This is a genomic window from Caulobacter sp. GW821-FHT12A07, assembly GCF_058807655.1.
Map to the genome: position 1 here is coordinate 90,019 of NZ_JBXAQX010000016.1, position 20,399 is coordinate 110,417.

Consider the following 20,399-nt stretch of genomic DNA (forward strand, 5'->3'; position numbering starts at 1 on the left):
CACACCCACCATTGATATCGATATCATAAGATCGATAACCAATACGGGCGGAGACGGATGAGCCACGGGAAGACGCGCGCCGCGACGGCGCTGGCCGCGCTGCTGATGCTGGGCGGGACGGCCCTGGCCGGCGAGCTGCGGACCTATCCGGTTCCGCCGCAGCTGCTGTACGCGGCCCACAACGACGACTTCACCGTCCGCGTGCGCGAGCCCGGCGGGCAATGGCGCGATCTCTACGAATACCGGGTGCAGGTCGACACCGACACCAAGCTGAACGCCTCGATGGTCTATTTCGACTTCGACGGGACGGTCGAACTGGAGGTGATGAAGAACAACGGCCGCTTCGCCGAGGTCTCGGTCGCGCCGCTGTCGAGCGCCGTGAAGCCCCAGCGCCAGGGCCCGGTCCTGCGCATGACACTGACCAGGCCCGAGCGGTTTTCGCTGCAGTTCGACGACGACCGCCTGCGCAACCTGCACATCGTGGCCGGCGCCCTGCCCCCGCCGCGCCCGGCCGGCGGCGACGTCGTCTATTTCGGCCCCGGCTTCCACACGCCGCCGGCGGGCCTGGACTACTTCCCGGTCAAGTCGGGCCAGAAGGTCTATCTCGACGGCGGGGCGGTGCTGAAGGGCGCCTTCGAGCTTTCCGGCGTCAGCGACGTGAAGATCTCCGGCCGCGGCCTGCTGTGGGATCCGGGCCGGGCGATCGACCTGGAAAAAGCCCGCGACGTCGAGGTCTCCGACCTGATCATCGTCAACAGCGACCGCAAGGACGCCGCCCGAGTGATGAACATCCGCAATTCGGCGAACGTCAGCGTCAGCCAGCTGACCGGCTTCACCTCGGGCAAGTGGTCGGACGGGATCAACATCTCGACCTCGCGCCATGTGACGGTGGCCGACGGCTATCTGCGGGTGTCCGACGACGCCGTGGTGGTCTACGCGGTCGCCGACTGCCCGCTGTGCCGCGCCAAGGCCGCCCAGACCGGCGTTCCCGATCCCAACCCGCCGGGCGACACCTTCGACATCAAGGTCTCGAACATGCGGCTGTGGGTCGACGTCGCCCACGCCCTCTATGTCGGCCACTTCGGCGACAACGCCGATCCCCGCACGATCCGCGACGTGACCTTCGCCAACATCGACGTGGCCAATCTCGACGAGGATGATCCGGACTGGGAGGGCGTGATCGCCGCCTATTCCGGCGACAGCACCCTGATCAGGAACATCACCTTCAGCGACATCCGCGTAGACCGGATCGAGGAGGGCAAGTTGATCAACCTCGTGGCCGGAAACAACCCCCGCTACAACAAGGCGGCGGGACGCGGGATCGACGGCGTCGTGATCCGCAACGTCGCCTTCACCGGCGAGGGCCTGCCCAGCCAGTCGATCATCCGGGGCCTGTCGGCGACCACCGCCGTCAAGAACGTCACGATCGACAACCTGACCATCGGCGGCAAGCCGATCAAGGCGCCCCAGGACGGCGACATCGCCGTCACCGGCGAGGTGGTGGGGTTGAGGTTCCGCTAGGCGTCCAAGGCCTCGCGTGGTTTTCGCCCGAGACGCCGACGCCTACAGCACGCCCAGTTCGACCAGCGCCTCCTCGCCCGCGGGCGCCAGGATGGCGCGGATCGCCTGCTTCTCCTCGTCCGAGAAGAAGGCGTCGCCACGTCCGGCGACGCCCTTGTTGAGGCGCACGCTCTCCTTGTCGGTCAGGCTGAGCGCCAGGGCCGCGTCGAGCTCGGCCTCGCTGTAGGCGTTGCCCGGATCGACATGGGCGGCGAGCAGGGCCAAGGCCCCGCGCGGGTCGGTGCGCAGCTGTTCGTACTTCAGCCAGAGGGGCGCGGGCCGCCCCTCGGCCAGGCGGCGCCGCTGGTGGTCGAGCCACTGGCCGTAGAACCGCGCGTACCAGAGCGGCGCGATGTGGACCAGGCTGTGGCGGCGCTCGCGCGCGTCCATCTCATAGTAGCTGCGGCCCGAGTGCAGCAGGGCGTCGTCCATCCGCCGGCCGTCGGCCTGCGCCTTCTCATGCATGTCGCGCAGGCTGACCAGGGCGTCGAAGATGTTGCGCGAGGCCAGCACCACCGACACCCCGAAGACCTCCAGAATGTCGGTCGCATGGCGGTTGGGGTACATGTGCAGGTGCATCACCGTCGCCTGCGGGCGCTCGCCCTTCACCAGGTGCTGGTTCAGCAGCAGCGGGAAGTACGGGTCGCGGGAGTGGTCGCAATTGGCGTAGGAGCCGCGCGACAGCCCCGCCTTGTAGTGCTTGCCCAGCAGGTGGATCAGCGCCGTGCGCATGAAGGTGCCGCCGACCTTGGGCGGATAGGACAGCAGGATCTGGCGGTTGCGGGCGCCGGCGCTGCGGATGGCGGCCTTGACCGGCTCGTGGATCTCGCCGTCGGCCGAAGGCAGGGAGACCATCAGTCTGTAGACGGTTTCGTAGATCGACATGCTGACCGCTTTCCCGGCCGCCAACTGCGGCCCGCGGGATCAGTTCAGTCTGGTTTTGAGTCCCCCAGATGTGCGCCCGGCTACGGCGAACAACGAGAGCGTGTCGGTTCCTATCCGGCGTATCGGAAGCGTTTCAGCCGCCCTCCTCTCCCCGCGCTCCAACCAAAAGAAAGGGCGCCGTCTCGCGGACGGCGCCCCAGCCCTCGGGAGAGGAAAGGATGCGTCCGGCGGCTAGCCGCCGAACTTGTAGCGGAGGCTGATCCCGTAGACCCGGCCGTTCATGAAGTACTGGCGCAGGACGTCGGTGTCGTAGCCGTTGTCGGGCTCGCCGACATAGCGGATCGGGGCCTTGTTGGTCAGGTTCGAGGCCGTCAGCGACAGGGTGAGATCGTCGCGCAGGTTGAGGTTCACCGAGGCGTCGAGCAGGCCGTAGCCCTTCAGGTAGCGGCCATCGATCGGGTTGGCGGCCACGCCGAACAGCACGTAGTCCGAGCGGTAGGTGTAGACGAGCCGCGCCGAGACGATCTTGTTCTCGTAGAGACCCGCCAGGCTCCAGTTCTGGTCCGACTGGAAGGGCTGGCGCACCTTGACGACCTTGCCGTTGATCAGGATCGGCAGCTCGGTCTTGACCCAGGTGTAGGACCCCTGAACCCCGAAGTCGTGCAGGAACTCCGGCACGAAGTCGTAGTCGAAGAAGGTCTGGGCCGCGAACTCCACGCCCTTGGCGAAGCCGGGGTCGGCGTTCTGGGTCTGGGTGATGCGGAACTGGCCGGTCGGGCAGTTGTTGGGCGTCACGCCGGTATAGGGCTGCGAGGTCGCCACCGTCTGGCAGCTCTCCACCCCGATCGGGAAGCCGTCGACCTTCTTGTAGAAGGCGGCGGCCGAGACATAGCTGGTCGAGCCGAAATACTTCTCCAGCGACAGGTCGTAGCTGTAGGCCCGCAGCGGCTGGAGATTGGCGTTGCCCTGGCTGCCCGTGCCGCTGGTCAGGTTGACCGACACCGTCGGGTTGATGTCGCCGACGCTGGGACGGGTCAGGCCCTTGCCGAAGCCGAAGCGCAGCAGCAGGTCGTCCTGGATGTAGCCGGTGACGTTCAGGGTCGGCAGGACGTCGGTATATTCGTTGCTCTTGGTGTTGGGGACGATGACCGAGGTCGTCCCGCTGGTGTCGGTGACCCGGGCCTCGGCTTCGAGGTTGGTGCGCACCACCCGCACGCCGGCGTTGCCGCGGATGCGGTCGTCGAGGAAGGCGAAGTCGACCACGCCGTAGGCGGCCAGGGTCTCTTCCACCGCCTTGCGGCGCGACAGCAGCACCTCGGGCAGCGAGTCCTCGGACGGTATGCCGGCAAGCGCAAAGCGGTTGCGGACGTTGTCGCCCAGCAGGGCGTCGGGCGAGAAGGTCAGGAAGCCGCCGGAATAGCCGGCCTCGCCGTCGAACCAGTTGGTGTGCGAACCCTCGACGAGGTCCTGCACGGTCGAGGCCAGTATGCCGTTCGACTGGGTGGCCGTCAGGGCCAGGCCGTCGGTCGTCAGGTTCTTGCCGCTGAAGGAGTAGTTGTAGAACTTCGACTTCTTCCGGTAGTAGCGCGCGCCGAACTTCACGTCCTTGATGAAGCTGTCGTGGATGCGCAGCTTGCCGTCGAGCTGGGCGGCCAGGCCGGCGTCGTCATAGACGTTGTTGGTGCCGTTGGCGTAGTTGACCAGCACCCAGTTGGCCGGATTGGCCAGGTCCGGACCGCTGATCGACACGGTCTGCGGCGTGCCGATCGAGCGCTTCACGTCCCAGGTCAGGCCCGCCTTCGGGGTCATGGTCACCGAGCGGTTATCCTGGCTCTGGTCGGCCTTCACGTAGGAGAGGTCGGCCTTCAGGTCGAGGTCGTCGGTCGGCGACCACTTGGCGCCGCCGGCCAGGATCCAGGTCTCGTACAGGCGATGCTCGTCGCCGCCGATCGAGCTGAAGGTCGAGCCCAGGAGCGTGCCGCTGGCGAAGCGCTGGCCGGCCAGCACCTCGTCGGTCCCGCCGTTGCTGTTGCGGTTGGCCAGGCCCTCGGTGGTGCTGAAGCCCGTCGTCGTCAGCCCCTGGACGTAGCGGCTGTCCGAGCCGTTCAGGAACCGATAGCTCTGGTGGTAGAGGTAGGAGTTGTAGTTGCCGTCGACATAGAACTCGAGGCCCGGGCGCACCTTCCACTGGAAGGCGCCGGCGAAGCCCTTGCGGGTCCGCTGGATGTCCTCTTCGTTGATGTTGATCTGCACGCCGGCCATGTTGACCAGGTTGGCGCGGTCGGTCGCCGACATGGCCAGGGCCTGGGCGTCGGTCACCCCGATCAGGCACGAGACGTCGGAGCGGCCGGTGTAGCTGGCGTTGTAGGCCGAGCCGAGATTGGTCGCGTTGCAGTCGCCGCTGTCGGCCCGCGCCACGCGGCGCAGGTTGGTCCCGCCGGGCCCCGGCGCGTTGTCCGAGCGGTTCCAGCTCTTCTGGTAGTTGGCGCCGAGCAGCAGGCCCATCTCGCCTTCGCCCACGTCCCACTTGTGCGAGACCAGGCCGAAATATTCCGGCTGCATCTGCTGGACCATGTCGTTGTAGCGGCCCGAGATCGCCACGCTGCCCGACATCTTGGGCAGGTCGAGCGGCCGGCGGGTCTTGATGTCGATCAGGCCGCCGATGCCGCCCTCGATGTGCTCGGCCGAGGGGTTCTTGTAGACGTCCAGGCCGGCGATCATGCCGGGGATGGCGCCCTCGATGTTGAACTCGCTGCCGCCGGCGGTGAAGTAGGAGCGGCCGTCCACCTGCGAGGCGGTCTGGCCCGACAGGCCCCGAATGGTCAGCCCCGAGCCGACGCCCACGGGCGAAGCGCCCTCGCCGCCGTAGCGATAGCCCTGCACGCCCGGGATCCGGGTCAGGGTCTCGGCGACGTTGGGATCGGGCAGCTTGCCGATGTCCTCGGCGCGGATGGAGTCGACGACCTCCATCGTGTTCTTCTTCACCTGCACGGCCGACTGCAGGCTCTGGCGGATGCCGGTGACGACCACCGCCTCGACGGTCTCTTCGGTCGCCGGCGCGGCCGTGGTTGCAGCCCCGGTCTGGGCCGCGGTCTGGGCATGAGCCAGACCGGCCGCGCCCAGGACGACGGCGGCGGTCGATGCGGTCAGCAGCAGCCGCGCGCGGAATTCGGTTCGCATGGTTTCCCCTCCTGCGAGACCTGCGCCCGATAAGCTAGCGCGGTCCGTCTGGTCCCGCTTGCGCGGGCTCTCCTGTTGGCGTCGGGCGCTTGGCGCGCCCCGTTTCACTCCCGAGCAGGCGGCGCGCTCGAACGGCGCGCCTTACCGGCTACATCTCAATTGTTATCGATATCATCGTTAGCTGGCAACTCTTTTGTCTGACAAATGCGACAATAGGTCTCAGAGGTTTCTCAGCGCGGCGGAAGCGAGCGCCGGGCCAGGGCGACGTCGCCCTCGCAGGCCTTGGCGGCGCCGTCGATCCTGATTGCTTTCGCTCCGTCACAGGCCAGGCGGACGGCGTAGGTCGGCTGGCCCTGGATGCTGGCCTCGACGCCCTGCCCGGTCCGGGTCTTGACCACGAAGGCCTTCGACAGGCTGTCCAGCTCCACCTTGCCGTCACGGCGCAGATAGCTGCCGTCGGCGACGAACCACCGCCTGGGCTTCTGCGGCGAGCCGCCCTCCGGATAGGTCAGGGCGAGAAGGTAGGCGTCGGTCTGCCAGCCGCCCAGTTCGGCGTTGGCGTTGCGGTGGCGGATGCGGCCGTCGGCCAGCAGGTTGAGATAGACCTCGGTCACCTCGCCCTTCTGGGTGATCCGCGTCATCAGCCAGTCCTTGCCCTCGACCCGCTCGATCTTCGGCGCGGGATCCGGACCATTGGGCGTCAGGGCGACGACGAACTTGGTGCGATCGGTGACGCCCGGCGCCTGCAGGCGCAGATAGGCTTGCGCCTCGTCCGGCGCGTGGTCCTTCAGTCCCTTGCCCTCGGCCATCCGCAGCAGCTCGGGATAGTCGCTGAACAGCCCGCCGTCCGGCAGGGTCTGCGGGAACAGCGGCCGCACGGCGACCTCGGCCTCGCCGTTCTTGACGGTGATCACCTGGCCCTGGCGCTTGGCCTCGCCCTCGTAGTGCAGCAGCCACTCGAACCGGCCGGGCTTCCAGCCCTTCAGGTCGTCGATGACCAGGATGGTGTCGCCCACCCACAGGAAGCTGCGGTACTTGCGCTCGAAGGTCGCCGCGTTCGGCCCCGTGGCGTCGGCCCAGACGAAGCGCAGGTCGCCGGCGTCGACCAGGTGGTCCACCCGCCCCACGAAATGCGAGCCGTTGTAGGTGTTGCTCTCCGGCTCGGCCTGGCCATCCAGCGTCACGACGTTGTGGGCAACGCTCTGGCGGTAGTAGCCGTCGTATTCGGGCCGGGCGTAGCTGCTGTTGCCGGAGTCGATCAGCAGCTGCTTGCCCTTGTGCCAGAGGATGAAGCTGCCGGCGTCGGCGTGGTTGTGGTTCCAGGTGAAGCCCGAGCGCAGGGCCAGGAAGGTGGCGTCCGGCGCCCAGGACGAGCGCATGGTCGCCGCCCCCAGGTCGTCGTCGATCCAGCTGGTCGGCAGGCCGGGGCTCTTGCCGACCGAGGCCCAGGCCTTGGCCGAGGGCCACTGCACCAGGTTCTCGGGCTCGGCGAAGACGTCCTGCTTGGGATCGGGGCGGACGGTGTTCAGGTACCACAGATAGCGGGCCTGCTGGTCGCCCGTGGCCCACAGGTTGGCGATGGCGCTGGCCCCGCTGGAGGTCGGGTTGCCGTCGCCGAAATTGGTCGACAGGAAGCCGCCGGCGGTCGGGTAGAGGTTCTGGATGAAGTAGTCGCCCAGCCCCGTCAGGCGCGGCGTCGCCGCCGGCTTTTCCTTGAAGGCGTCCAGCCAGGCGCGCTTGAAGCGCAGGTAACCCTCGGCGGCGAAGTCGGCGTAGTTGACGCTCTCGACGAAGGCCCCGTTCGAGGCGAAGTGCTGCGGCTTGGTCTCGATGGCGCTGCCGTCGTAGTTGGCCCACTCCTCGGCCGCCTCGTCGATGCGGCGGATCCAGGCGCCGGCCTGCGGCTCGTCGGTCTTGATCGCGATCGCCGCCACGCCCGCGCCGAAGACGATGTGGCTGAACCAGTTGTGGCCCATGGTGTCGAGGCTGTGGATCCGTTCCTTGCCGTCGACCCAGTCGTTCAGGGTCGGGGCGATCGCGCCCTTGACCAGGGCCTTGGCCAGGCGGTCGCGCTCGGCCGGGGTCAGGGCGTCGTGGATGGCGTCGAACGTCAGGCCATAGGTGTAGGCGCTGGTGCCCATGCCGAGGTCGGAGTTCCACACCGGGTCGCGGGCCAGCAGCGGCTTGTCGGTCACCCAGTTGGCGCGGCCGGCATAGATGTCGAGCAGGGCCTTGGCGCGGTCGGCGTACTTGCGCTCGCCGGTCATGCGGTAGGTCAAAGAGAGGCCCATCAGCGCCGCGTTCAGCTCGCGGTCGTTGGCCGGCTTGCGCGCCAGGGCCGCGTCGGCGTCCGCTTTCGCCTTGGTCCAGGCCGCCTTGGCGTTCGGATCCTCGGCGACGCGGGCCTTGAACTGGGCGACGTGGGCGTCGCTGAAGGTCAGGTACGGATGGCCCGACTTCAGGGTCTGGGCGCTGGCGGCTCCCGCCACGAGACAGGCCGCCAGGGCCAGGCCGGACACCGTCAGCTTCATCAGGCTCTTCACGCGCAACACTCCCCGCAAGCTCTTCCGGCTTGCGATTATGATATCGATATCAGAACAAGGCGCAAGCGGCCTCAGGCCAGGGCCAGGTTCACCGCCATCGACCGCCGCACGCCCTGGCTGCGGAACGGGTAGACGCAGTGCAGCATCCACGACGGCCACAAGTAGAAGTCGCCAACGACGGGCTTGACCGTGAACAGGTTCTTGACCCCCACGGCGCTGCGGCTGTCGATAAACTGCAGGCAGCCGGCGGTGTTCTGCCGGGCCTTGTCAGCCGCGAACTCGGCCTCGTAGCCGGGCGGCACCCGCAGGAAACCGACGCTGGAATAGAGGCAGCCCTGGTGGAAATGGGCCGGGTTGTAGTCGCCGGCGACCATGTCGTTGATCCAGCCTTCCTTGATCTCGATGCGCAGCTTTTTCGCTTCCAGCTCCTCGGTGCGCTCGTAGTCGGAAAAGTGCATCAGGGCGTTCTCGCACCGGTAGGTGAAGGTGCGGGCCACGTCGTAGAGGAAGTCGGCCAGCTCGCCCGTCTCGCGGATCACGTCGGTGAAGCGGATCTCGGTGCTGACCGCCCCGGCCAGATGGGCCGACCAGTCGCGGGCGGCGACCTCGTCGCGATCGGCGACGATCTCGTCGATGCGGGCGTTCAGGCGCTCGACCAGGGCCGGCGGGATCGTGGCCTTGATGATCGTCGGGCTGAACGGCGCGACCAGTCGCAGGTCGTGATCGTGGGTCATGGCCTACCGCCCCGGCGAATAGATCACCGCCGTCGCGCCCGGCGCCAGGGTCAGGCTCGCGGCGTCCGGCGCGATCTTGCGCCTGGTGACCAAGTCAATCCGCTCGCCCGCCGCCTTCGGCAGGGCGACGACCACCGCCTTGGTTCCGGCGTTCATGGCGATGCGGTAGGGACCGTAAGACGCCTCGTAGTACTGGCCGCGGCCGGCATAGGGGTTGTCCTGATCCTTGTAGCGGGCCTCGGGCGGCCCCTTGGCCACCGGCAGCACCTCGCCCTCCAGCGCCGCCGGCGCCTCGCCCGGATAGGCGACGATCGGGATCGAGCCGGCCGAGATGTGCGGCGTCGCGCGGCGCACGCAGGTCTTGCCGCTGGGCTCGAAATCCACCCGCGCGGCGATGGTGGCGATGCGGTCGATGGTCGGGGTCTGATAGTGGAACCGCGCCAGCCGGTTCACCCCGCAATTGGCCCGCCAGTAGAGCGAGGCGTAGAGCACCTCGTCGCCGTTCTTGATCGCCACCACTCCGTCCTCGGGATCGGCGAACACGAAGTCGGGCTGGCCCTGCGTCATCGGCAGCTTCACGTTCGATTTGGGCCAGGCCTTCACCGCCAACCATTCGTCATAGGCGTCGAGCAGGCCGATCGTGGTGCGCTGGTTCCTGTCCTTCAGGCGGTCGCGCAGCACGGCGTAGTATTGACCATCGTCCAGGGCCTGGCGGGCGATCGCCATCAACTGCGGATCGCGCGTGGCGACGGCGACCTGGAACGGCGTGTTGTCCCAGCCGGACTTCTGCACATAGGTGGTCGCGCCGGGATAGACCGGGTCGCGCCAGCCGATCGGCGCCTCCAGCAGCATGGTCGCCGCGCCCTCGGCGTCGATCCCCGGATAGCGGAACGGCAGGCGCGCCCGGGCCATCTTCAGCAGCTGGTCGCGCAGAGCCGGATCGCCCTGCCCGCCCAGCCCTGGCGCGGTGGCCAGATAGATGCCCGCCGCCCAGTCGAGGATCTCGCCGTAGCTGCCCACATAGCCCAGCTCCTTGGACAGCCCGGCGTCGGTGAACAGCCTGTAGCCGTCCGCCGAACGGAAGCTTCCAGTGTCGGCCGCGGAACTGGAGAAGGTCGGCTTGCCGGCCTCGTCGAGGCTGCCGCTCCAGGGCGCCAGACCCATCGACTCGTAGAGGAACCTGCGCATCTGCGGCTCGGGCCGCGCCAGCGGACTGGCCAGCGCCCGCAGGCCCTCGTTGCTCCAGTAGATCCCTTGCAGATCCACGATCATCGACTGGTTGGTGTAGAGCCGCCGATGGGTCAGGGCGTAGCGCAGCCCGGCGTCCAGCATCCGGGCGTAGGCCTCGCGGCGGCCGCCCGTTCCGCCTTCAACCGGCGCGTCGAGATAGGGCGCGACGTCGGCGCCCAGCAGGCGCAGCACCTTGCCGTAGGGACCCAGCACCTCCCAGTCGGGATTGGTGCGCGAGCCGTCGACGAAGACGCTGGTCGGATCGGCCTGGAACCGCACGGCATAGGCGTCGCCGGCCTGCACCAGCTTCTTCAGCACGGCCGGATTCCGGTAGGCCTTGGTCCAGTCCAGGCGATAGGCGCGGGCCAGGAACTGGGCTTCGAGCAACTCCACCGGCCCCGGCTGGGCCAGCTTGCGCTCGATCTCGCGGTTCACGCGGGCCTTCAGCTCGTCCAGCACCTCGGGTCCCGCCGTCGGCGCGGCCGCCAGGGGCGGCGCCTGGCCCGCCGGATCGCCGCTGTCGAGGAACGGGTCGGCGTGGACGTACAGCGCATAGATCGGCCGCGAGGCCTGGGCCATCGGCTTCTGGAAGCTCTCGAACTTCTGGGTGTAGACCGCGAAAGGCCCGCTGGCGCGGATGGCGCAGTCCAGCCGCGAACGGCCCCTGGTCAGGGTGATCGGCAGGGGAAAGGTGCGGTAGGTGAAGCGCCCGGCGAAGGGCGGGGCCTGGGTTCCGATGTCGAGGATCTCGACGTCGCCGAGGTGGCGATAGCCGACCTGCCGGCCGTCGCAGAACAGCACCAGCTTGCCGTCGTTGACGTCGCCGCCCCACAGCCGGATCGAGGCGTAGTTCTGGATCGCCGGATCGACCGCCAGGCTGAATTTCAGCTCGCCGCTGAAACGCTCGCCCGGCGCCGCGGGCGGCAGGCGTCGGGCCGCGATGCCCAGGCCACCGGTCACCAGCTCCGAGGCCTTGGCGTCGACCGCGTGAGCGGTCTCGGAGGCCGCGTCGCCGAACACGACCTTGTCGATCAGCGGGGACGCGGCCTGGGCTTGCGAGGCGATCAAGCCCAGCAGCGCGCTGACGCCGAGGATCAGGTGATGTCGGGTCATGCGCGCCGCTCGCCGAGAAGTGTTGAGACAGGCCGGTGAGGCGAGGAGCGCCCTCGCCTCACCGGGAATTCCAACCCGAGGGCCTAGAACTCCTTGCGGACGGTCAGCCACACCGAGCGCGGGGCGTTGCGCTTGATCAGGTAGCCGGACTCCGGCAGCTGCGCGACCACGTCGTAGACCTGCACATTGGTCGGCAGGTTGGTGCTGATCATCGGGTCGTAGGCCGAGATATAGTCCTTATCGAGCACGTTGCGGACGTCGAGCGTGACCTGGGTCTTCTTCAGGCCGCTGTACTGGACCGAGATGTCCAGGTTGTCCTGTTCGGGCAGGTAGCGGTGATCCAGCGAGTTGGTGTTCAGCTTGCGCACGTCCATCCAACGGTGGCGGACGTTGAAGCGGAAGTCGCCGTAGCGGTACGAGACCGTGTTGCTGAGCGTCCACTTGGGCGAGCGCGACAGGATGCCGGCGTCGACGCGCAGCACGTCGTCCGACGCGCCCAGGCCGTTGGCCCCGGTGTTGAGCCAGACATAGGCCTCGGTGGTCTTGCCGTTCAGGAAGGTGACGGACGGGTTCCATTCCAGGTTCCGCGTCACCTTCCACTTGGCCCAGGCCTCGACCCCGCGCGTGAAGTAGCGGTTGAAGTTCTCCGGCAGCAGGTAGGTCGAGACGTTGTCGGTATCGACCGCGGTCGGATAATCGTTCACCGCGAAGTTCTGGTAGAAATAGGTGATCTGGCCGTTGAAGCGCCGGTCGCCGAAGGTGTAGGCGGCCTCGTGGCCCTTGATGTAGGCCGTCGGGCCCAGCGGCCGCACCAGGGTCGCCGCCGTCGAGTAGCGGTTGACCACGCCCGACGAGGGCTGCTTGGCGTCGGTGTAGCGGTAATAGATCTTGTGCTTGTCGGTGAAGTTGTAGCCGATGGCGACGCTGTAATCGACGAGGCTCAGGTCCTTGTCGGCGCCGATCACCTTAGCGGCCGTCTTGGTCATGTAGACGTTGTCGTAGACGGTCAGCGGATCGCCATCCAGGCCGCCGTTGGTCAGCGAGGCGGCGCCGGAATTGCGCGTGTCCCAGGTCTCCGAATAGGTCCGGGCGTGGAAGTACTGGTACTTGATGCTGGCGTTGAAATCCCAGTGCTTGTTCGGCGACCAGGCAAAGCCGGCATAGGGCGACAGCTCCATGATCCGGGCGCGCTGCGAGACGGTGGTGAACAGGCCGCTGCCGTATGAGCCCCAGCCGCCGGCGTCGGTCAGCTGGTAGCTCGTGCCGCCGTTGGTCACGTACTTGACGTTCAGGTTCTGCACCTGGCCGTCGGCCCAGGCCGACACGCCCAGGCCGTTGGCCCAGTTGTCGTTCACCTGTTCCGAGCGCGAGACGTAGAGGCCGCCGTTCACGCTCCAGGTGTCGCCCCGATAGGTGGCCGTGAAGTTGCCCATGTAGTCGACGGATTCACGGTAGTTGTCCTCGGCCCGGGTCAGCAGCACCAGGTCCTGCGAGCTCGTGCCGGTGGGCACCGTGCCGGAATTGTAGCTGCCGTCGGCGCTGGGGATGGTGGCCGTGACCAGGCCGCCGCGCATGTCGATGTCGCGGTTGGGCAGGGTGTTGCCGACGATGCACAGGCTGGCGGTCTGGAAGGTCGTCGCCGTCACCCGCGGACAGGCCACGCCCGTGCGGTAGTTGGTCCCCAGCTGCGAGCCGGCGACGTTGTTGGCCACGCGGGCCACTTCCTGGCCGGCGACGTTGGTGAAGACGTAGTAGCCCGGCGTGCGGTCCAGGTTGTTGATGTTGAGGCCGAAGCGCTCGCGCGTCGCCGCCGCCGAGCCCAGCGAGGCCAGGCCCTGGGGCTTGTACGACTGGCCGCGATAGGTCGACTTCTGGATCCGCGCCGCGCCGGTGAAGGTCAGGCGCTCGCCGATGTCGTGGTTCCAGCGCAGCGACAGGGCGTCCTGCTTGTAGCGATAGCCGTCCGACGGATCGAGGCTGTGCGTGCCGCTCTTGAAGTAGTTCGGCACCGTCTGCTGGCCGCCGTTCATGAACAGGTTCACGTCGCGGCCAAAGCCCGGGATCTCCTCGGGATCCTGGTAGCCGTAGGTCGGCTGCTGGAAGGTGGTCAGTTCGGCGTTGGTGTCGTCCAGGTGCTTGTAGATCAGGTTGAACGAACCCGAACCGTTGGCGGTGTCGTAGTCCTTGTAGAGGTTCACCTTGAACTGGCCGCCGTGGTTCAGGTCGAAGCCCGGATCCACCTGGCCGCTGGACTTGCGGTAGAAGCCGCTGAGGCCGACGCCGAAGTCGCCCTTGTCATTGACCCAGCCGTAGGCGGCGTCGACCTGCTTCCACGACAGGTGCAGGTCCTCGCCCTCGAAGCCGATGCGGGTCTGGATCACCGCCCCCGGCTTCACCTTGCCGGTGATGTAGTTGAAGGTGGCGCCGACCGAGGTGGTGACGCCCGTGGCCGACGAGCCGCCGCGCACCGACTCGACCCGGCTGGTCGAGATGTCGGCGCGGTAGAAGTAGCCGTCCTGGAAGCCGCTGAACTTGAACGGCACGACCGGCAGGCCGTCCTCCAGGATCGTCGTCCAGAAATAGCCCGAGGTGTTGGCCCCGGTGCCGATGGTCATGCCGCGGGTGAAGACCTCGTTGCGGGCCACGCCGTCGTTGGACTCGACCACCACGCCGGGCATGTCGCGCAGCATGTCGTCGGCGCTGATCGGCGTGAACTTGCTCATGTCGTCTTCGTTCAGCACCGAGAACGAGACATTGGCCTTCTTGGCGGCGGTGCCGACCATGACGCCGGTGACGATCACCTCGTCGACCGCCGTGGTCTCGACCGTGACCGGCGCCGGCTTGGCCGCTTCGGCCGCCGTGGTCTTGGCGGGCGCCTGGGCTTGCGCGGCGGCGGCGACCGACATCGCGCTCGCGCCGGCGGCCAGGGCCAGAACCATGTGAGAAACCTGCAGGGCGCGGTTGCATCCGCGCTTCGGGCCGTAACCAGCCATCCTATCCTCCCCTTCGGACTTTCAGACCGACCTCGCCTCGCGGCGGGGCCGGCGCGCCGACCGCCTTGTCGTTTTCGAGAGCGCCCCAGGCGCCCCGATCGGCTTGTTGTTATCGATATCAGCGCATTTTGAACGCTGTCAACGGGGTTTCGACGCCGACATGTCGGAAACATTCGCACGACGTGAACGCACGATAGACGGCGCGTCGCCAGCAATGCCGACAGCTTTCGATCATCAATGCGACATCGTCCGCTACGTGCGATCAGCACAGCGCCGAATGAAAACTTCAGGATGCATGCGGCGCGATGACTTCACTCTCGATCGCGCCGACCGATTTCATGCATGCAGCGATACTTCACCTGCGCGGTCGCGCGCCTTCACCACTGTTCCATGCCTGGGCCGGCGCGAGATCAGGTCGTCGGCCGCCAGCAGGTCGAGCGCGGCCCGGACGGTGATCCGGGCCACCGTGAAGCCGCTGGCCAGCTCGCGCTCGGTCGGCAGGCGACGCTCGCCGTCGAGGATCGCCGCCCGCAGCCGGTCGGCCAGCTGCCGATACAGCGCCACCCGGCCGGTGCGCTTCAACGGCGCCCAGAAGAGGCCAGGCGAAGCGGTCACTTGAAGCTCACCCCTTCGACATTGGGGCCGATCTCGATGACCGAGGGATCGGCCGCCTTCAGCCGTTTTCCGCCAATGGTCACGTTCTCGAAGCTGATGTTCTTCACCGGCCGGTCGGGCCCGTAGCCCGAGAGCGTCGAGGGGCTGGGCCAGCCGTCGCCGGTGAAGTCGATGTTGCGGAAGACCACCCCGTCGACCAGCAGGCCCGGACTCGTGCCGTACTTGGCGTTGAACACAGTGCGCACGTTGAAGAGCTTGCCCTCCTCGATCTGGTCCACCCGGATCCCGTCGAACACCACGTCGCGCACGGTGTTGGTGTCGCCGGCGCTGATCGCCAGCGCGCCCTGGTATTCGGGGTCGTCCTCGTCGAGCCCCAGGATGTCGATGTTCTCGAAGCGCAGGTCCTCCAGCACGTTGGGCTTTTCGCTATCGCCGTGCAGGCCGATGAACACCGCGTGGGCGACGTCGGGCCAGAAGATCGAATCCCGCACCCGCACTCGGCGGGTGTCGCCCTTGCCGTCCTTGCGGGTGGCGTAGACCGCCACGCTGTCGTCCGAGGTGCGGATGAAGGCCCGCTCGACGGTCACGTCGCTGCAGGCGAAGACGTTGACGCCGTCCGACCACGAGCCGTTCGACAGGGTCCGGAAGTCGCGGAAGGTCACATTGCTCGACGACGCGCAGGCGATCGTGCCGTGCTTGGGCGTCAGGAAGGTCAGGCCCTCGACCGTGACGTTCTTCGAGCCCTGCACCACCAGCTGCTCGGCCGGCCGGTCGATGATCCCGCGGCCGATGATCCGCACGTTCTCGACGCCCTCGGGCTTGAAGGTTCCCTGCAGCACGGCCCCGCCGGCGACATAGATCGTCTGACCCGACTTGACCGGGAAATACTGGCCGCCGCCGGGCGGGGTGTGCAGGCCGGGCTCGTAGAACACCACGTCGGGGCCGGGCGCGGGCCGCGCGATCGGCGCGCCGGCGAAGATCAGCAGGTTGTGCAGCCGGTCGCCGTCGAACTCGACCGACAGGTTCTGCGGCTTGTCGATGGTGAAGGTGACGACGCCCTTCTCGACCTTGTGCCTGATGGCGTTGCGGGTGGGCCGCACCTCGACGCGTTTGAAGTCGCCGTTGTTCTTGCGCACGCCGATCTCGACCGGCCCCGTGAAGTCGAACTGCACCACCGACACGTCGCTGGGCCCGTCGGAATCGACCTTGGCGGTGTATTCGTAGAGGTCGCGCCAAGGCCCGCCCGGCTTGCGCACCCGCACCGTGAAGGTGTCGTTGTGCATGGTGTAGAACAGCCCGCCCGGCGGCAGCGGATGGATCGTCAGGCCGGGCGTTTCTTCCGCCCAGGCCGCGCCGCTTAGAAGCGCGCCGAACGCGACGGCGGCGAGCAGGGCCGGAATTCCACGAGCAGGCGAACGCATCCTTGTCTCTCCCCTGGTCGACGCTCTGACGCGGCGTCTTGATTGGCCCGGACGGCCGGCGCCCCGAAAGAGACGGCGCGTCGAAATCGCTTGCGGGACGCCCGAAGGCTGCTAATTGATATCGATATCAGACACGCCATGCAAGCCCCGGCTTCGCAGGCGGCGAAGGGCGCAAAAGCGCTTGGTATCGTTATCAGTTTGGTCTATGACCGAACGGCTGGACCGACCGCGCCATGAAGCGCGGACGGCGCGGCGATGGGAGGGAGTCGCATGGGTTTCCGGAAGAACTACGCGCTGCTGAGCGCCTTCCTCTTCTTCTACTTCTTCGCCCAGGCCATGAGCATCTCGCTGCTGGCCCTGTGGCTGAAGCGGACCCTGGGCCTCTCCGGCGCGCAGACCGGCGTGGTCTTCGCCGCCAACTTCATCTTCGCGATGCTCTCCCAGCCGCTCTACGGCTTCGTTTCCGACAAGGTCGGCCTGCGCAAGCATGTCCTGTGGCTGATCAGCGGCCTGGTGGTGCTGTCGGGCGCCTTCTTCGCCTTCGTCTACGGCCCGCTGCTGAAGACCAACCTGCTGCTGGGCGCGATCGCCGGCGGGGCCTATCTCGGCATCACCTTCATCGCCGGCAGCTACGCCCTGGAGTCGTTCGTCGACCGGGTGGGCCGCAAGTACGGCTTCGAATACAGCCGCGCCCGCCTCTGGGGCTCGCTCGGCTTCGCGGCGGCGGCCTTCTTCTCGGGCCGGCTGTTCAACATGGACCCGCTCTACAACTTCGCCCTGGCCTCGTGCGCGGGCCTCGTCCTGCTGCCGCTGCTGGCGCTCGCCAAGATCGAGCCCAGCGCCGACGAGCGCGAGCGCTCCGACGCCCTGAAGCCCGCCGACGCCATGGCCATCTTCCGGCTGCCGAAGTTCTGGGGCTTCATGGTGCTGATCCTGGGCGTGACGAACCTCTATCTCGTCTACGACCAGCAATTCCCGGCCTTCTACGCCTCGCACTTCGCCGACCCGAAGCAGGGCGCGGCCATGTTCGGCTACCTGAACTCGGCCCAGATCTTCCTCGAGGCCGGCATGCTGTTCGTCGCGCCGTTCGTCGTGAACAGGATCGGGGCCAAGAACGGCCTGCTGCTGGCCGCGGCGATCATGATCGTGCGCATCGCCGGCTCGGGCCTCGTGCACGGCCCCGTGCCGATCTCGGCGATGAAGATGCTGCACTCGCTGGAGCTGCCGATCCTGGTGGTGTCGATCTTCCGCTACATCGCCTTCCACTTCGAAAGCCGCCTGGCCTCGACGCTCTACCTGGTCGGCGTCAGCTTCGGCCACTCGCTGGGCCTGGCGATCCTGTCGCCCATCGTCGGCAAGAGCTACGACCTGATCGGCTTCCCCAGCACCTACCTGCTGATCGCCCTGTTCGCGGCCGCCTTCTGGGTCGCCTCGGTGTTCGCCCTCTCGCCCACCCCGCCGCAAGACCGGCCCGCCAAGGACGCCGAGCCCGATCCGGCTCTAGCCCCATCCAAGGTTCAAGCCGACCTCGGCGGCGCCGACGTGGCCAAGGTCAACTGAACATGCCCGACACCACCACCGCCCGCGAGGCCATCGCCCGCGCCGACGAGATCCTCGCGCGCCCACGTCCCGACCGGGCCAGGCTGGACGCCATCATCGCCGCCGTCCTGGCCCGCATCGACGCCAGCCTCGACCTCTTCACCGACGCCTTCCCCAGGCCCTCCAGCGAGGGCGGGGTCTATGCGCCGATGGACAACACCGAGTGGACCAACGGCTTCTGGACCGGGATGCTGTGGCTGGCCTTCGATGCCAGCGGCGAGCCCCGCTACCGCCAGGCCGCCGAGCGCCAGGTCGAGAGCTTCCGCGACCGCATCGACCGCGAGATCAACGTCGACCACCACGACCTGGGCTTCCTCTATTCGCTGTCCTGCGTGGCGGGCTGGAAGCTGACCGGCAACATCTGCGCCCGCCAGGCGGCCCTGGCCGCGGCTCGCCGGCTGATGACCCGCTACCTGCCGGCCGCCGGCATCATCCAGGCCTGGGGCGATCTTTCCGATCCCGAGCAGGCCGGGCGGATGATCATCGACTGCAACCTGAACCTCCCCCTGCTCTACTGGGCCAGCGAGGAGACCGGCGATCCGACCTTCCGCATCGCCGCCGACCGTCACATCGAGGAGGCCGCCCGCCACATCGTGCGGCCCGACGCCTCGACCTTCCACACCTTCTACATGGACCCGAAGTCCGGCGCGCCGCTGCGCGGCAGCACCCACCAGGGCTTCAGCGACGACTCGTGCTGGGCGCGGGGCCAGGCCTGGGGCGTCTCGGGCTTCCCGCTGGTGCATCGCTACAAGGCCGATCCGGCCCTGATCGCGCTTGCGGCGCGACTGGCCAACTATTTCCTCAACCGCCTGCCAGGCGACCTGATCTGCTGCTGGGACCTGGTGTTCACGGACGCCGAGCGCGACAGCTCGGCCGCCGCCATCGCCGCCTGCGGCCTGCTGGAACTGGCCCGCGCCCTGCCGCTGGCCGATCCCGATCGCGAGACCTACGAGGCCGCCGCCCTGGCCATGGTCGAGACCCTGGGCGAGCGCTATCTGCTGCCGCTGGGCGAGCCCGGGACCGGGATCCTCGCCCACGGCGTCTACCACATGCCCAACCGCGTCGGCGTCGATGAGGCCTGCCTGTGGGGCGACTACTTCTTCCTCGAGGCGCTGGTTCGTCTCACCCGGGTTTGGGAGCCCTACTGGTGATTCAGATCGGCGTGGATTTCGGCGGCACCAAGGTGGAGGCCGCCGCCCTGGACGCCAGCGGCAAGGTGCTGGCCAAGGCCCGCGTTCCCAATCCGGGCGACTACGACAAGGCCCTGAGCGTCGTCCGCGACCTGGTCGGCGAGCTGGAGCAGAAGCTCGGGGCGCGCGGCACCCTGGGGATCGGCGCGCCCGGCTCGATCTCGCCGGCCACAGGCGTGATGCGCAACGCCAACTCGCTGTACCTGAACGGCCGCCGCTTCCGCGAGGATCTGTCCCAGGCCTTGAACCGGCCGGTGCGGCTGGCCAACGACGCCAACTGCCTGGCCCTGTCGGAAGCCGTCGACGGCGCCGGCGCGGGCGCGCGGGTGGTGTTCGCCATCATCCTGGGCACCGGCTGCGGCGGCGGCCTCGTCGTCGACGGCAAGCTGATCGAGGGCGAGAACGGCATCGCCGGCGAATGGGGCCACATGCCCCTGCCCTGGCCCAGCGCCGACGAGCGCGAAGGCCCCCGCTGCTGGTGCGGCCAGACCGGCTGCCTGGAGATGTGGGTGTCGGGCACGGGCCTGCGTCGCGACTTCCAGGAGGCGACGGGACTTACGCGCAGCGGCGAGGAGATCATCGCCGCCTGGCGAGCCGGCGACGCCGCCGCCACCGCCGCCTTCGACCGGCTGATGGACCGCCTGGGCCGCTCGGTCGCCGTGCTGTGCAACATCCTCGACCCCGACGCCATCGTCGTCGGCGGCGGCCTCTCGAACGTGCCCGAGGTCTGCCAGCGCCTGCCCGGCCTCGTCGCCGGGCGCGTGTTCGCAGACCGCTGGAGCACCCGCATCAAGCCCGCCGTCTGGGGCGACGCCTCCGGCGTGCGCGGCGCCGCGCGGCTGTGGAGCCTGGAGGAGGCGCGCCAGTTGCTGAGCGAGCAAGTGGCCTAGGCGGACGCGTCATCCCCCATCAGATCCGCCAGCTCATAGATCGGCCGGATCTCGATCTCGCTGGGACCGGGCATCGGGTTGGGGCAGCGCTTCACCCAGGCGACCGCCTCGTCCAGATTCTTGACCTCCCACAGCCAGAAGCCGGCGACCAGTTCGCGCGGCTGGGCGAAGGGACCGTCGATCACCGTGCGGCCTTCGCCGTCGAACGCCACCCGCTTGCCCGCCGACGAGGGCTTGAGGCCGTCGGCCGCCACCAGGATCCCGGCCGCCGCCAGTTCGTCGTTGAAGCGGCCCATGGCCTCCATCATCGCCATCGTCTCGGGCGAGCGGACGAAGCCCTGCTCGCTGTCCTCGGTGGCCTTGACCAGCACCATCACACGCATCGCTCGTCTCCTCGCTTAGGCCAACAGCCTTAGGGGCCGACCACGCCGACCTCTCGCCCGGAA

At 68.0% G+C, this 20,399-nt stretch carries 13 protein-coding genes; 4 read left to right on the forward strand and 9 right to left on the reverse strand.

The genetic code is table 11. From position 1 onward, the window contains the following. Window positions 1-57 precede the first annotated feature (57 nt). Complete coding sequence (locus AC1RRS_RS23740) at window positions 58-1,521, forward strand: glycosyl hydrolase family 28 protein (RefSeq protein ID WP_492857348.1); 1,464 nt, start codon at window positions 58-60, stop codon at window positions 1,519-1,521. Between the two features lie 42 nt (window positions 1,522-1,563). Here the strand turns inward: AC1RRS_RS23740 and AC1RRS_RS23745 are convergent, their stop codons facing one another. From AC1RRS_RS23745 to AC1RRS_RS23780, 8 genes are all read right to left on the reverse strand, one after another. Then, window positions 1,564-2,445 carry a sulfotransferase family protein gene (locus tag AC1RRS_RS23745; RefSeq protein WP_492857350.1) on the reverse strand — a complete coding sequence of 294 codons (882 nt, stop codon included), beginning with the start codon at window positions 2,443-2,445 and terminating at the stop codon, window positions 1,564-1,566. A 231-nt stretch (window positions 2,446-2,676) separates the two neighbouring features. Next, window positions 2,677-5,625, reverse strand: a complete 2,949-nt coding sequence (locus tag AC1RRS_RS23750) for a TonB-dependent receptor (protein ID WP_492857351.1) — start codon at window positions 5,623-5,625, stop codon at window positions 2,677-2,679. Between the two features lie 230 nt (window positions 5,626-5,855). Beyond that, complete coding sequence (locus AC1RRS_RS23755; protein WP_492857352.1) at window positions 5,856-8,168, reverse strand: heparinase II/III domain-containing protein; 2,313 nt, start codon at window positions 8,166-8,168, stop codon at window positions 5,856-5,858. A gap of 71 nt (window positions 8,169-8,239) precedes the next feature. Further along, entirely contained in the window at window positions 8,240-8,902 is a 663-nt protein-coding gene (locus AC1RRS_RS23760) for a putative 2OG-Fe(II) oxygenase (protein ID WP_492857353.1), read from the reverse strand. 3 nt (window positions 8,903-8,905) lie between these two features. Continuing rightward, window positions 8,906-11,245, reverse strand: coding sequence for a hypothetical protein (locus AC1RRS_RS23765; RefSeq protein WP_492857354.1), 2,340 nt, complete (start codon window positions 11,243-11,245; stop codon window positions 8,906-8,908). An 83-nt stretch (window positions 11,246-11,328) separates the two neighbouring features. Continuing rightward, a complete protein-coding gene (locus tag AC1RRS_RS23770; RefSeq protein WP_492857355.1) occupies window positions 11,329-14,238 on the reverse strand; it encodes a TonB-dependent receptor plug domain-containing protein in 2,910 nt (969 codons plus the stop codon). A 336-nt stretch (window positions 14,239-14,574) separates the two neighbouring features. After that, window positions 14,575-14,853, reverse strand: a complete 279-nt coding sequence (locus AC1RRS_RS23775) for a GntR family transcriptional regulator (protein WP_492857356.1) — start codon at window positions 14,851-14,853, stop codon at window positions 14,575-14,577. Further along, window positions 14,850-16,274, reverse strand: a complete 1,425-nt coding sequence (locus tag AC1RRS_RS23780) for a glycosyl hydrolase family 28 protein (protein ID WP_492857358.1) — start codon at window positions 16,272-16,274, stop codon at window positions 14,850-14,852. Before AC1RRS_RS23780 ends, AC1RRS_RS23775 begins: the two co-directional genes overlap by 4 nt. A gap of 270 nt (window positions 16,275-16,544) precedes the next feature. Here AC1RRS_RS23780 and AC1RRS_RS23785 point away from each other — a divergent pair, with 270 nt between their 5' ends. The 3 genes from AC1RRS_RS23785 to AC1RRS_RS23795 are packed head-to-tail and all read left to right on the forward strand — an operon-like array spanning window position 16,545 to window position 19,953. Further along, a complete protein-coding gene (locus AC1RRS_RS23785; RefSeq protein WP_492857360.1) occupies window positions 16,545-17,834 on the forward strand; it encodes an oligosaccharide MFS transporter in 1,290 nt (429 codons plus the stop codon). 2 nt (window positions 17,835-17,836) lie between these two features. Further along, a complete protein-coding gene (locus tag AC1RRS_RS23790; protein ID WP_492857361.1) occupies window positions 17,837-19,024 on the forward strand; it encodes a glycoside hydrolase family 88 protein in 1,188 nt (395 codons plus the stop codon). Next, a complete protein-coding gene (locus tag AC1RRS_RS23795) occupies window positions 19,021-19,953 on the forward strand; it encodes an ROK family protein (RefSeq protein ID WP_492857362.1) in 933 nt (310 codons plus the stop codon). Before AC1RRS_RS23790 ends, AC1RRS_RS23795 begins: the two co-directional genes overlap by 4 nt. Here the strand turns inward: AC1RRS_RS23795 and AC1RRS_RS23800 are convergent. Beyond that, the gene (locus AC1RRS_RS23800) at window positions 19,950-20,336 is read right to left on the reverse strand and encodes a YciI family protein (RefSeq protein ID WP_492857363.1); all 387 of its coding nucleotides are present in this window, start codon (window positions 20,334-20,336) and stop codon (window positions 19,950-19,952) included. The genes AC1RRS_RS23795 and AC1RRS_RS23800 overlap by 4 nt on opposite strands. Between the last annotated feature and the right edge of the window lie 63 nt (window positions 20,337-20,399).